Genomic DNA, 13,777 nt, shown 5'->3' on the forward strand with positions numbered 1-13,777 from the left:
TACTTATCCATGACTTTGTGTTAGCGCCTGAAACCCTTTTTCCTTTTCCGCTAGATGACTTTCAGCTAGAGGCGATCACTGCCCTCAATCAGGGCGAATCGGTGATTGTCTGTGCGCCGACTGGCTCCGGAAAAACCCTGGTCGGCGAATATGCCATTCACCGGGCGCTAGCAATGGGGCGGCGGGTATTTTACACCACGCCGCTCAAAGCCCTTTCCAACCAAAAACTGCGAGACTTCAGACAGACCTTTGGTGACGAAAATGTCGGCCTGCTCACAGGCGATAGCTCCGTCAACCGCGATGCGCCCGTCGTGGTGATGACCACCGAAATCTTTCGCAATATGCTCTACGGCACCACCATCGGCGAAGTCGGCACCTCCCTGCGAGGCGTGCAGGCCGTCGTGCTAGACGAGTGTCACTACATGAACGACCGGCAGCGCGGTACCGTCTGGGAAGAATCGGTGATTTACTGCCCGCCCGAAGTGCAGCTAGTCGGCCTTTCTGCCACCGTTGCCAATGGGGGGCAGCTTACTGACTGGATTTCCGAAGTCCACGGCCCTACCCGACTGATCTATTCAGACTTTCGCCCGGTGCCGCTCAATTTTCACTTTGCTGTAGATAAAGGCATTTTTCCGCTGCTAAATGAGCGCGGCGGCGGTATGCACCCCCGGCTTAAGAGACGCCGCAAGCCCCCTCGTCAGCAGCGCGGCCAGAAAAAAAAGCAGGCAGTCCCTACCATTCCGGGTATCGTCGCGCAGCTTCAGCGAGAAGATATGCTGCCCGCTATTTACTTTATCTTCAGCCGTAAAGGCTGCGATCGCGCGGTGCAAGCAGTCACTCATATGAACCTGGTTACTGCCGCCGAGGCTGAACTGCTCAAGCGCCGCATCGATAGCTTTTTACAGCGGCACCCCGACGCGGTCAGAGACAATCAGCTAGAGCCGCTTTATCAGGGCATTGCCGCTCACCATGCCGGTATTTTGCCTGCCTGGAAGGGGTTGGTCGAGCAGCTGTTTCAATCGGGGCTGATCAAAGTAGTCTTTGCGACCGAGACCCTGGCCGCTGGGATCAATATGCCCGCCCGCACCACCGTCATTGCCAGCCTGTCTAAGCGTACCGATGACGGCCACCGACTGCTGCACGCTTCTGAATTTTTACAGATGTCAGGCCGGGCCGGGCGGCGCGGGATGGATAGTGAGGGTCATGTGGTCACCGTAGAGTCGCCTTTTGAAGGTGCGCGTGAAGCCTCTCAGCTCGCCCTATCGCCGCCTGATCCGCTGGTGAGCCAGTTTACGCCCAGTTATGGCATGGTGCTCAACCTGCTGCAAATCCACACTGTAGAAGAGGCCCAAGAGCTGATCGAACGCAGCTTTGGGCAGTATTTGGCGACGCTACACCTGACTCCGCAGCGTCAGGCCCTGACGGATGTAGATGACCAGATTGCAATGCTGCAAGATCAGCTAGCGCATGTGGATGAGGCCGCGATCGCGGAGTACGAAAAGCTGCGCGGCTGGCTAAAAGAAGAGCAGAGACTGCTAAAAATCTTGCACAAGCAAGCTAGAGAAACGCTAGGCGGTAGCGATTCGGTAACGGTTTCATTTGCGATGACCGGCACCATGCTTTCGCTCAAGGGGCAGAACATAAAAGTGTCTGTGCCTCTACCGGCAGTGCTGGTGAGCAAGGTGCCGGGGCCCGGGCAGTTTCCTTTTTTGGTGTGTTTGGGGCAAGACAATCGCTGGTATGTGGCGGCAGTGAAGGACGTTGTGGTACTGCATAGCGAGGCTGAGCGCGTCAGTGCAGCGGAGACACTCACCCTGCCAACAGACTGGGAGATGAAGCCTGGCTCTACTTACAAAGGAGATGACACAACAGCGGCAGTCGTCGCTGAAATGCCCCAGATTGTTCCTTTTGAAGAACAAGCCCCGGAGGTCAAAGAACAGAGCCAGAAGATAGACGCTGTTTGGGCTAAGATCGCGGCTAATCCGGTGGGTCAGTTAGAGAAGCCTAAAGCGGTGGTTAAACAGCGACAGCGACTGCAGCGACTGCAAGAAGAGAAAAGCGATCGCACGCAAAAATACGAACAAGAAACCCACCGCTACTGGCTAGAATTTGCCAGCCTGATGCAGGTACTAGAAAACTTTGAGTGCTTAGAAGACAACTTTCCAACGCCGCTAGGACAGATGGCCGCTGCTATTCGCGGTGACAATGAGCTTTGGCTGGCCCTGGCCTTAGCCTCAGGCGAATTTGACGATCTAGAGCCGCAGCAGTTTGCCGCCGCCTGCGCTGGCCTGCTAATGGAAAACAACCGCCCCGACACCTGGATTTACTACCGGCCTAGCAGCCCAGCGGTCGAAGCTTTAGAAGGCTTACGCCCGCTCAGACGGCGAATCTTTCAAGAGCAGCGGCGACAGGATATTCAAATTCCGGTTTGGCTGGAGTGGGATTTTATTGCGCTGGTAGAGCACTGGGCGCTAGAGGCCAGTTGGCAAGATCTGTGCGATAACACCAGCCTCGATGAAGGTGACATCGTGCGCATTCTTCGCCGGACGTTGGACTTTCTCTCGCACATTTCTCACGTTCCCTATCTGTCGAGTGCCGTAAAAAACACTGCCCGGCAAGCAGCTTTTCTCGTTGACCGATTTCCAGTTAAGGAAGCCTCTGAGTGAATTTTATTCAGTCTAAGTGAGTCAAAAGCTTCACCAGATTTTACTCATCTGAAGCCTGAATTCGGGCAGCTCTGGGTCACAGCTGACGCTGTCAGGATGTTCTAAGACTTGAGGCAAAGCGTTGGGTCGGTAGAGAGAGACTGTCCGCTGTTTTCGGTCAATCAGTAAGCCGAGTAGAGCCCCATTCTCTGTATATTCCGCCATCTTTTTTTGAAGACTCGTCAGCGAATCGCTAGCGGATCGCAGCTCAATAACAAAATCTGGGCAAATGGGTGCAAACGAAGCCTTTTGCGTTTCTGAAAGGGTGTTCCATCGGGTAAGCTTAATCCAAGCGGCATCGGGCGATCGCACCGCTCCATTTGGTAAGGTGAACCCCGCACTAGAATCAAATCCTTCTCCAGTGCCATCTTTTGCTGCCCAGATGCCTAGCTGCACCGCAATTCCAAAATTCCGGTTGCCCGTATCCGAAAAGGCTGGTGGCATGACGATGACTTCCCCCTCTGCGGTTCGCTCAATCCGTAGATCTCGATTGGCCTGACAAAATGCATAGAATTGCTTAGCCGTCATTGTCGTCTGCTGCATAATTGACGATATATCAACTGTCAGCGGTGTCAGCTCACTTTTAATTTGCAGGCGGGTCATCGTAGCATTAACTCCTCAGAGGGCTGCTGCTGCTGATCTTAGCAAAGGTCTGGTGATCTCTAAAAATGCCAGATAACAAGCAAACATCAGAACGCGCAGCCGTTGGGCTGTGGCTCAGCCTCGACCAGTTCTAAGGCGAAACTGGGCGGCAGCGCGGCTGACTCAAAGCCGCTACTGACACTGCCCTGCATCGCTTGACTGGCGTAGCCGGTAGGATTCATACGGACTCGCACCCTCACAACCTGGTCAGCGCAGTCAAAAAATCACCACAGCGCTCTCGGGCTAGAACCGGTACTGCCCCCAGTTGGCGTTGGGGTGGCTGCTGGCGAGGGCGACGGGGTGGCTGCTGGGGACACGACGGGCGTCGCAGCAGGGACTGCCGGAGCACCTACGTCAGCGTCTGGCATTTCTGCTGCTTCGGCTTCAGCCGCTGCTCCAGTTCCTGGCTCTGTTTCCTCAACCAGCGTCCCCTCAACTGGCGTTTCCTCGACTGGCATTTCTGAGCCAGTATCCGGATCAGTTTCCATCATCGGTGCTGGCGTCGGCTCTGGGGTGACGCTGGGCGTTGCTTCAGGCAGCGGCATGGTAGAAGGGGTCGACTCAGGCGTGTCTTGAGCTGAGGCGGCTATGGGCCAGGCTGCCGATAGTCCGACTGTAGACAAGATAGAAACTGCTACAAGCAAACGCTTTGCCGGGGCGAAGGGCTGCTGACGCATCGTGATTGGCCTCTTGATAATTGTGCATTGTGCTATCGGACGGGAATGTGGTCACTCAACAGGCGCGATTTTTCTCCTAAAAGTTTCGCAGTGAAAGTTTCGCCGTAAAAGTTTCATAGAGAAAAGCTTAACAGAGAGAACACCGCTAACCGTTGAGAGAAGACGGCAAACTTAGGTCGCCTTGGTCACAGGAAAGGTCGTCGTTTGATAGCTTTCCCTGCGTCCACACGCCTGACTTGGAAGACCCGTCAGCATATATAAAGGTTCCTTGACCGCTGCACTGGTTGCCTTTAAATTCACCGATATAGCGATCGCCATTTTCTAAAGTCCAAATGCCCTGACCGCTGAACTGATCGGCTTCAAACTGACCGACGTAGCTTCTGCCGTTAATAAAGGTGAAGGTACCACAGCCGCTGCGCTGGCCGTTGGCATACTCGCCGTCATAGCGATTGCCGCTGGCATAGACCATGATGCCGCGACCGTCAGCTGGCTGTCCGTCAATCAATTTGCCATAGTAAATTGCATCGTTTTCATATCTGTAGCGGTTTGCATCTACAGGCAACGTTGGCAGCGTTGATGCTTGGCAATCAGGGGAGCGTGCCAGTTCGTCAGCCGAAGCTGCAGTGGCCTGTTCGCCAGTCGAGATGATAGCGTCATTTTCGCGGAAGGCGAAGATTGTCCCTGTGAGGGCGATCGCCGCTGCTGTCCCGAGGCCCACAAGTAAGCGCTGTCGGGTATCGCTTTTGGGGGCGATCGCCGCTGGCTCCAAGTCGGGCAACTGTCGAATAAAGACCGCCAGCTCGCCCGGCTGAAAAGCGCCCTTCCAAGGCTGTCGCTGCCGTCCGGCGGACTTTGTATCCCCCGTGTAGATGTAGCTACCGCCAAGGTTATCAAGCGCAGTCGCCAAATCGGTCTGCCAGTATCCTAGATGAGCACCTTCAAGACGAGCATTTGCCAGACTCGCTCCCTGCGCTTGCACAGTCAATAAATTGGCATGACTAAAATTGGCCTCACTAAAGTTGCCTCCGCTGAGGTCGGCTCCGCTGAGGTCGGCTCCGCTGAAATCGGCGCTGCTAGCATAAACCCCTTGCAGACAGGCGGCACTCAAATTAGCTTTGCGTAGATTCGCCCCGATCAGGCAGGCCCGGCTCAAGTTAACACCGCTTAAGTCGAACCCTTCCAGGGCTTGACCAAACAGATAGGCTGCGCTCAAATCCGGCTGAGCGTCAGGGTGATTTGTGCGCCAGCGATTCCAGCTCTCGGCTCCCTCTGCGATTAAATCTAAAAAGTCAATATCTACCATGAGCTATGGTGCTCCGCTGAAAAGCTTAGCCGGCTCCTAGAATCGCTTTCTTAGACTCGCTAGAGAGCCGTATTGTTGCCCGCATTCATGTTACTTCACAGTATCAGACTGCCCGCGTAAGATCCGCTGCCAACGGCTGCCTTCTCAGATTAGACAAACTAATGACTGCAGCGTACGATTTCGGATCAGCCTTTTTATCTTTTTACTGCGCCTGCCCTTCGAGAGCAAAATTGCACAGCCTACTGTACAGTCTGATGCCAGTCTTTAGCCTGCTGACTAATGTCATCGCGCTCTTCGTCAGACATCTTGTCTAAGTTGTTCAAAATGAAGTTCATCCGCCCTTGCTGGCTCAGCTTGTCGCGATGACGGGCCAAAAAATCCCAATAGAAAAAGTTGAAAGGGCAGGCGTCTTCTCCGGTGCGGGCTTTGTGATTGTACTGGCAGCCTTTGCAGTAGTCGCTCATTTTGTTGATATAGTTAGCGCTGGCCGCGTAAGGCTTGGTTGCCAAAACACCGCCGTCAGCGAATAGGCCCATGCCAATCACGTTGGTTTGCATTACCCAGTCATAACCGTCAATAAAGGCGGCGTGAAACCAGTCTTCTACTTGTTGGGGAGAGAGCCCGGCAATTAAGGAGAAGTTTGCCAGCAGCATTAACCGCTGAATGTGGTGAGCGTAGCCGGTTTGCTTGAGCGTGGTAATCGTCTGATGCAGGCAGTTCATCTGCGTGTCGCCGCTCCAGAAGAAGTCGGGCAGTGGCTGAATATGCTCAAAGTAGTTGCGCGAGGGGTAGTCAGCATCAACATGGTTGTAAATGCCGCGCATGTATTCACGCCAGCCCATGACCTGACGGATGAAGCCTTCTACACAGTTGAGCGGCAGATCGTTTTCTTCGTAGGCATGTTCTGCCGCTGCAATGACTTCCATCGGCTGCAACAGACCGATATTAAGATAAGGAGAAAGGAGAGCGTGCCACATAGTACTTTCGCCTGTGACCATCGCGTCTTGATAGGGACCAAAGGTTTTGAGGCGATCGCTCACGAAATAGTCCAATACTGCCAATGCCTGCTCTCGGGTCACCGCCCAACCAAACCCTTCAGCATCTCCAAAGGTAGAATAGTCAGCCGACTCAATCGTTTTGATCACAGCTTGGGTAATCTCATCCGGCTCAAACTCTAGCGGAGCAGGCGGAGAGATTTTACCTTTTGGGGGCTTGCGATTCTCTTTATCAAAGTTCCATTTCTCTCCCACTGGCTTTTTGCCGTTCATCAAAATGTTGAATCGTTTGCGACCTTCCCGGTAAAACGATTCCATTAAAAGACTTTTGCGAGTTGCCGCCCAGTCTTCAAACTCATCTTTCGACCAGAGAAAGTGATTGTTTGGCATCTGCACCAGGTTACAAGAGAGAGTGAGACCCGCTAAAAACTCTGCAAAAGGCCGGTCGGCGGGCTCCATCACCCTCAGCTCATTAATTTTGTTTTGCTCAATCCACTGAGCCAAAGGTTCTTTAAACATCTCAGCCGTTTCATAAGTTACCGACCAGCCGTCATTTTTTAGTTCCTCAGCAAAGTGACGCATTGCCGACCAGAGCAAGATCAGCTTTTGCCGGTGATAGCGCCGCTCTTTTACGTGGCTCAATGACTCGATCAGAATAATCGATGTGTGGGCTTTGTCCGCTGCGCAGCTAGCGATCGCCGACTGCCCAGCCCACAGCTGATCGCCCAACACCCAAATGCCGATAGTCATATATACTCTCAAACTCCCAACCCATCTCAGCCGTAGTGTATCGCTGAACCTATGGGATTTTGACTGTCGGTAGGCTGAGAGCTTCAGAGGCTTCATTGATCAAGTGTTGGGGCAGGCCGTTAACGCTTGATCGCAACGCCCCACTGAGATAGATGGTTACACAGCCACAAAATCTCATGACGAGTGCCGCCGATGCGCAGCCGGTTGATACGGCGCGACTGATGTTCGTAAAGCGTAAGACTGATCTGGCAGCTCAGCGGACTCAAGCAGACCGAGAGCGATTCTCCTTGCAAGAGGCTGTGCCATCTGGTCGGGGCTAGCTTGATGCTTCGTAGCGGCATGTTAAAGAGATGATGGGTACCCTTCAAGTGTCTGGCTGACTTAGAACTGTTTTGTAGGTGGCTTCTCGGCGGCAGCGGCGCTGTAGACAGGCTCAACAATGTTCGGCCATCGGGCGAGCGGCTGATCGCCAGGCTTGCCATCCGAACCGGCTGAACCCTGATCGGAGGAACTGCCAACCCAAAGAAAATAGGCAGAACTGCCGCCACCATCACACCCGGCCACACCGCCCCGGTAAAAATAACAGCGCCACCGACAAAGACGACTGTGCATAAAACCGTTAACACGCCCAGACTGACGCTGTCCCACGAACGGCTTTCAGAAGTAACTGGGAAAAGGGCTTCTCGAATGCGATGCTGAGAAAACTGAATTTTTAGCACTTGATCGCTTGACTGCACCTTGAAATCGGCGCGGATGGTCTGCGGAGAACGGGACAGACCCGGACGCACCTGGGTCAGATTGAATTGATTGAGAGGGCTTGACGCTCTAGGCGTTTGAGCCGTATCGTCGTAGCGATTCATAGGGGTTAGGGGCACTAGCTTTTCTAACGTAGTCTGAGGTTTGAATATATTACCGTGTAAATACTGAGAAAGTCAGAATAAACAGACACAGCGTACTAATATAAAGAGTCAGTATTTCTATGCAAAATCCGGGAACTTTCAGCAAACTGGTAGACTGCCTCGCGCAGACTTTTGTCATTGCTTATAAAGAACCGACTGAGCAACTGACGACAGCGTTAACTCAAGCCGGGTGCGACTGTACGGTACTGCGGCAGGTCCATCAGCCGGGCTATGAAACCTACTCACCCAGTTTTTTGTGCCTGCTAAACCACCGCAGTGCCTGGGAGCTAGCCCTTCGCTCCGAAAAGCCCACGCTGATCGTAGAAGCTGATTTTGTGCCAGTGAAGAATTTTTCTGAGCTGCCGCCGCCTTTTGACCCGGCTGATGCAGATGTAGGAATTGCCTGGCTCTATACTTGCGCAGCGCAAATTTACAGCATTCGCAGCGATTTTGCGCAGGGCTACTCAACTTCGATGGTGGCCTATGTGGTGACCGCTAAAAGCGCCCGGCTGCTGATTGAGCTAGCTGCGCAGATAGAAAAAGAGCCGGGGCCGAGAGCTTATTCGCCCTGGGACTCGGGAATTGAATACTACCTGAGGGATCGCCACCTGCATAACTATGTGCCTTTTCGCAACTATGGCGAACATGGAGGACGCCCCAACCCTGAACATGGCAAGAACAAACTTAGCAAAGCCCACCGAGCTGATGTGCTGTACGGCAAACTCGCTTTTGCGCCGATGTACGCTGAGATAAATGGTGAAGTGAATCGCTGGCAGTGGCTGAAAGGGAGAGTATACGGTCGGATTAAAGGATTTGGAAGGTTGTTGCTGATGAAATATTTACGCGGCGCAGTCATTAAAAAATCAAGCCAGGGCGGGCAGCTAATTCGGTGGGCGATCGCTCGTCAGCTCACCCTATAAACGCCAATTTGGGCTCAGCAGAGGTCGCCAGGTTCGGCCTCTGGATGGGCATCTTCGTAGCTGAAAAAGCGGTCGGGGACGCCGTTGTAAATGATGTAGTCGTTAAAAATGTAGGTGCCTGGTTTGCCGTTGACATGAGCGATCGCCTCCCTTACCGATTTCAACTGGTCTACCGTCATTTGCAAGGGGCATTCGTAGGGCTGGTAGCTGCTGCGAATCAGGTAGTCAAGCTTGGGGTAAATCGACATTTCAATATGACAGCCCAAAAGATAGGCAATCGGATGGGCCTCACAAAAGGCAATCATCCGCTCAATGCTGCCGACAAAGGCATTCCAGTCTTCGATATACAGCCTACCAGGATAGAAGATATCTCCGGTGAACAGAATGTGGGTGTAGGGATCGTAAATGGAGACTTCGGCGGCTTCGTGGCCGGGCGTGACGATGATGCGAAGAGTGCGATGGCAAAGCCACTCCTTCGGAGTATCGCCTAAGTCGGAGGTGACTTCATCCTGCGGCCAGTTTTGAAAGCCATAAAAGGCGATGGTGGCCTCTAGGCTTTTGCCGACGACGGTGGTGTCGGGCCGGTCGGCAAATTGAGAGTCGGCTTCAAAGTGATCGCGGTGCAGGTGGGTGTGGGCCACGACGAGGGGATAGCCGTCTCTAGGGTGATTAGCTAGCCACTGGGCGATGAGGGTATCTACGGTTTGGCGGAGGGGGAAGTACTCGGGCGATCGCGTTGCTCCGGTATCGAGCAGAATGACGCGCTCATTGCCAAAAAGCAAAAACATGAAAGGCGCTTCGACATGCACCGCCATGTTTTGCCGAAGGATAAAGGTGTGCTCGTTGTAGGTGTGAATTTGGATATCGGGGTCGGTGTTGTGCTTGGCGGAAACTGACCCCGATATCCAGTTCACTTCTAGGCTACCGGGCGCGGGCGTAGAAAAGTCAATCACTTCAGCGGTCGTGGATAGCGACATTGTTTATATCCCAATTTCTACAGGTAAATTGCTCGGTGTGTACGATAGTGAGTATTCATATTTTGTACCGTAATAGAGACTTTAAGCCTCTACTAGCTGTTGAAATAACGCTCAAGCTGAAATGAGTATTATGGGTTCGATTGCCAAAAGCGCTGATGAACGGCGGCAATTTCGGCTTCTACTTCGGGAACGGGACCTTGGATAGCGATCGCCTACCTATTCATCGCCATTTCGGAGTCGCTTTCTCTCAGTGATGGGTAGACCGGTAGTTTGACTAATCGTTTCGTTGGGCAGCTTGCTTAGGAGGGCACGGGTGAACAATAGTTTCCATAGCTATCCAGGTGGGTTCTTTGTGATTATTGACACCCTACATCCTGGGTAGCTTTTCTGTCTAAGCCTCTCCTTCTTTTGTCCGGACTATTGAGCACTTGAAGTAGCAGAGCAGGAAAAAGTCAGGGTGAGCCATTCCACCATGAGGAGAATCACCCGAGTCCTTGGACTCAGCCGGAAAAAGATGATCGAGGCTTTGAGCGTGAGCGGATTGCTGGCCCCGATGACTTGGCAAGGCGGTACCGACGGCATCACGTTTTTGACCTATATGTCGAGCAGGTACTCGCACCGATCGCACTGATCGCATCGGTCACTTAGCTTGAATACAGCAGCGCAGGACAGGTAAAACCTTTGCATAACAACAGGCCAAGTGACTCGCAGCGTACAGATGCATCCGCACACCACTATATAATTCCAAGTTCAGCCATTCCAATTCAGCCGGATCCGCCTTGTGAAGTCTGCCAACCATTCAATTGCCCATTTGCCCGGCCTGAGCGAACCTCAGATCGAGCAGCTCAGCGCCCTGGGCATCTCCACTACCTTCGACCTACTGCGTCAGGGTAACAGCCTCAGCCAGCGCCAGCAGCTTTCGCGACAGCTGGACACGCACATCAAGCACATTAATAAATGGACGGCGCTGGCAAATCTGGCTCGGATTCCGGGCGTGGGCTGTCAGCACTGCGGACTGCTGCTGCATGCGGGCGTGAGCACTCCTCAGCAACTAGCGGCGATGTCCGTACAGCAGCTGCATCCCCAGCTTCGCCGTTTTCAGGTGCAGTTGCTTAACCGCGCCGATTTAGCGCCAGACACCGCTCAGGTAGCTACCTGGATTCAACAGGCGAAAAGCCTGAACCGATGAGGTAACCAGGCGCGCTCCCTATTCATCGCGCATCGTTCCTATTTCATCGCTGCTTTAATCTGGATACCAGAACATGCCTTTAATGCCTTCTGGGTCGGGCATGAAACCAAGCTGCTTGTAAAAGTTCACCACGTCCGGATCAGCAAACAGAGTGACGTTGCTGATATCTTCGCTGCGCAGCTTTTTGATCAGCTGTTTCATCAGCGCTTTGCCTAATCCCTTACCCTGTGAATCGGGATGGACGACCACGTCCCAAATGGTGGCGTTAAAGGCATGGTCAGAGGTTGCCCGCGAAAATCCGATCAGGCGCTTGCGGTTGCCTTGCTGCTCCCACATCGTGATTACCAGAAAGCTATTTTGAATGGCTTTGCGCACTTTGCGAATGGGGCGGCGCGACCAGCCGACCGCATCACACAGCTCCTCTAGCTCGTAGAGGTCGATGGCGCGGTCGGTGCTGAAAAAGATGCGGGCAGCACTGTCGGCAGTCGGGGCTTCGGCAAGATAACCGGCGGAGGCTGTTTGCTGGGAAGCTGAAGTAACTTCAGAGGTGGTAAATAAGCTTTTCCAGAAACCCATGCAGGCAAAGTAATGATGTCGTCAAGTCAAGCGGCGCTTAATAGAAGTATATCCTCTGTCAGCTCACTTCATGAGCCAGATTGTCTGTGATTACCTGAGGCAATAGCCTCAACGCAGCGTCAATGTATCAAATGAACCCAATAGAACCTAACGAATTGCCAGCAAACCGGGCAAACTAAAGCGGCGCTCAGATTGGGTACCAGGCGTTTATAGCGTTGGTCACTTTGCTAAGGTACATCACACCGGCTGAAAGCCTGATGTTGCAACGGGCAAAGTGACTCGCGGTCCCCGAATACATCCGGGAACCGCTATATCTCTGTGGGTACTGATATTTCGTCTAATGCTCTTTAAATATCCTCTTAAGAGGTCAGGCCCCTTATGGCATCTGGTTTAGACCCCTCTACTTTAGAGTTGCTCAAACGCTTTAATAGAGCTTTTCCCCAGTTCTACGAGCAGTTTGTGGGTAGCGATATTCAGCTGCAAAATCTGCGGCTGGCCTATCAGCTGTTTAGAACTCGAAAAGCAGTGATTGAGCTGACCGCTGAGGGCGATCGCACCACCCTACATTTTGCCTACCGCAATCAATCGTTTTTACTCAGCGATATCTTCGGCGTTTTAGCCGCTTATGGCCTGACGATCCACAGCCTGAGCCTGTACGGGCAAATCTATCCGCCGATGCTGGTATTTGCCAAGCTAGTCGTCTCCAGAGGGGGCAAAGAGCTTTCGGCTAAAACCGCTGACAACGTGCGAAGAGCGATGCGAGAGGCCCTGTCGGGCCGCTTTGAAGTCGAAAATATGCTCAATATAGAATTTAATTTAGATGCGGGACTAGAGCAGGTAGAAACCGAGTTTTATGTTGATCCAGTGTTTCATCTGCCAGCGCTATTGATTGAGGCCGACAATCAGCCCGGCCTGTTTTACAAGGTGATGTACACCATTTGGCAGGAAGACTTGCTGGTGGTCAACGCTAATTTACTGGTGTGGCGAGGCCGTACTCGGCTGATTCTGTACTTGCTGGGGCCTAACGAAGGGGTGATTCCGGAGTATTTGGGCCAGAAAATTGCCGAGGGCGTCCGCTGTCGGCTGCTAGAACATCAGGTCAGAGAGCCGGTCAGCTAACCGCGTGTAGACAGTTTTTTGTCTGACTCTGGGTGACGCTTGGCGCTAGCATATTAAGTATGCCGACTGTCAAAATTTTGGGTGTCCCCCACAGTTACACACTCACCGAGCCAGCCCTTGCTGAGCCTCCTAGCAGCGAGCCTGTCAGCAGTGACCAGGCGCTGGTCTTTATCCACGGTTGGCTGCTGAGCCGCGCTTACTGGCAACCGCTAGTTTCGCAACTGGCTGCTCATCACCGCTGTCTGACTTACGATTTGCGCGGCTTTGGTGGATCTGCTCAAGGGTCTCATGCTGATAAGCAAGGACGACAGGCTGCAAAAGGATCGCCGCCCCGTCAGCTCAAAATTCCCACTGGCTATAGCTGGACAGCGCCCCATTCCGCTTCGGCGTATAGCTTGGCGGCCTATGCTCAAGATCTCGGTGAACTGCTAGATCGGCTAGGTCTTGACCAGGTATGGCTGCTCGGCCATTCTCTAGGCGGCAGCATTGCGCTATGGGCCGCTTATCTACTGCCTGAGCGAGTCAAAGGGGTAATTTGTATCAATGCTGGGGGCGGCATTTACATTCCCAAAGAGTTTGAAAAGTTTCGGTCGGCGGGTCAGCAGATGGTGAAGTACAGACCTACTTGGCTGCCAGCCGTGCCCCTGTTGCCTCGATTATTTTCGCGGCTGATGGTACACCAGCCTTTAGATACTCGTTGGGGACGGCAGCGCATAGATGACTTTATCCAAGCCGATAAGCAGGCGGCAGCGGGCGCACTGTTAGAATCGACGACCTGCGAAGCGGTGCATCAACTGCCTCAGCTAATTGCTCAGCTTAAGCAGCCTGTTCACTTCATCACCGCTAGCAAAGATCAGGTAATGCCGCCTCGCTATGTGAACTATCTGGCCAGTTTTCACCCTCACTTTCAGGCCGGCATGTCGGTGTCTGAGCTGGCAGACTGCGGTCATATGGCGATGGTGGAGCAGCCGGAGGCGGTGGGGGAAGTGGTGCGGGTGGTTTTGGAGAATGGCAGTAGGCAGTAG

Annotated in this window: 13 protein-coding genes; 5 read left to right on the forward strand and 8 right to left on the reverse strand. The window is 53.2% G+C overall.

The annotated features are described in order from the left end of the window. Positions 1 to 17 precede the first annotated feature (17 nt). On the forward strand, positions 18 to 2,666 hold the full coding sequence (locus tag CKL79_RS13770) for a DEAD/DEAH box helicase (RefSeq protein ID WP_121970154.1): 2,649 nt from the start codon (positions 18 to 20) through the stop codon (positions 2,664 to 2,666). A 30-nt stretch (positions 2,667 to 2,696) separates the two neighbouring features. Here CKL79_RS13770 and CKL79_RS13775 read toward each other — a convergent pair whose 3' ends face one another. From CKL79_RS13775 to CKL79_RS13795, 6 genes are all read right to left on the reverse strand, one after another. Continuing rightward, positions 2,697 to 3,308, reverse strand: a complete 612-nt coding sequence (locus tag CKL79_RS13775; RefSeq protein WP_121970155.1) for a Uma2 family endonuclease — start codon at positions 3,306 to 3,308, stop codon at positions 2,697 to 2,699. A gap of 86 nt (positions 3,309 to 3,394) precedes the next feature. Further along, positions 3,395 to 3,529, reverse strand: coding sequence for a hypothetical protein (locus CKL79_RS24210; RefSeq protein WP_276300288.1), 135 nt, complete (start codon positions 3,527 to 3,529; stop codon positions 3,395 to 3,397). Between the two features lie 42 nt (positions 3,530 to 3,571). Beyond that, positions 3,572 to 4,024: a hypothetical protein gene (locus CKL79_RS13780; protein ID WP_121970156.1), complete on the reverse strand. Its 453-nt coding sequence runs from the start codon at positions 4,022 to 4,024 to the stop codon at positions 3,572 to 3,574. 145 nt (positions 4,025 to 4,169) lie between these two features. Next, positions 4,170 to 5,327 (reverse strand): pentapeptide repeat-containing protein, encoded by a 1,158-nt coding sequence (locus CKL79_RS13785; RefSeq protein WP_121970157.1) that lies wholly within the window; start codon positions 5,325 to 5,327, stop codon positions 4,170 to 4,172. 239 nt (positions 5,328 to 5,566) lie between these two features. Then, positions 5,567 to 7,072 carry a cryptochrome/photolyase family protein gene (locus CKL79_RS13790; RefSeq protein WP_121970158.1) on the reverse strand — a complete coding sequence of 502 codons (1,506 nt, stop codon included), beginning with the start codon at positions 7,070 to 7,072 and terminating at the stop codon, positions 5,567 to 5,569. Between the two features lie 119 nt (positions 7,073 to 7,191). Continuing rightward, complete coding sequence (locus CKL79_RS13795) at positions 7,192 to 7,932, reverse strand: hypothetical protein (protein ID WP_121970159.1); 741 nt, start codon at positions 7,930 to 7,932, stop codon at positions 7,192 to 7,194. A 119-nt stretch (positions 7,933 to 8,051) separates the two neighbouring features. On the opposite strand from CKL79_RS13795, the gene CKL79_RS13800 reads away from it, so the two are divergent. Further along, a complete protein-coding gene (locus CKL79_RS13800) occupies positions 8,052 to 8,891 on the forward strand; it encodes an LPS biosynthesis glycosyltransferase (RefSeq protein WP_121970160.1) in 840 nt (279 codons plus the stop codon). A 14-nt stretch (positions 8,892 to 8,905) separates the two neighbouring features. On the opposite strand, the gene CKL79_RS13805 is transcribed toward CKL79_RS13800, so the two are convergent. Next, positions 8,906 to 9,868, reverse strand: a complete 963-nt coding sequence (locus CKL79_RS13805) for an MBL fold metallo-hydrolase (protein WP_121970161.1) — start codon at positions 9,866 to 9,868, stop codon at positions 8,906 to 8,908. Between the two features lie 781 nt (positions 9,869 to 10,649). Between CKL79_RS13805 and CKL79_RS13810 the strand changes: the two genes are divergently transcribed. Then, on the forward strand, positions 10,650 to 11,057 hold the full coding sequence (locus CKL79_RS13810) for a DUF4332 domain-containing protein (protein WP_240518858.1): 408 nt from the start codon (positions 10,650 to 10,652) through the stop codon (positions 11,055 to 11,057). 54 nt (positions 11,058 to 11,111) lie between these two features. Here the strand turns inward: CKL79_RS13810 and CKL79_RS13815 are convergent, their stop codons facing one another. Next, positions 11,112 to 11,633, reverse strand: coding sequence for a GNAT family N-acetyltransferase (locus CKL79_RS13815; protein ID WP_121970163.1), 522 nt, complete (start codon positions 11,631 to 11,633; stop codon positions 11,112 to 11,114). Between the two features lie 378 nt (positions 11,634 to 12,011). Between CKL79_RS13815 and CKL79_RS13820 the strand changes: the two genes are divergently transcribed. Then, a complete protein-coding gene (locus CKL79_RS13820) occupies positions 12,012 to 12,752 on the forward strand; it encodes a hypothetical protein (protein WP_121970164.1) in 741 nt (246 codons plus the stop codon). 59 nt (positions 12,753 to 12,811) lie between these two features. Then, positions 12,812 to 13,777, forward strand: coding sequence for an alpha/beta hydrolase (locus tag CKL79_RS13825; RefSeq protein WP_121970165.1), 966 nt, complete (start codon positions 12,812 to 12,814; stop codon positions 13,775 to 13,777).

The organism is Leptolyngbya sp. BC1307 (genome assembly GCF_002286735.1).
Classification (GTDB): domain Bacteria; phylum Cyanobacteriota; class Cyanobacteriia; order Phormidesmidales; family Phormidesmidaceae; genus Phormidesmis.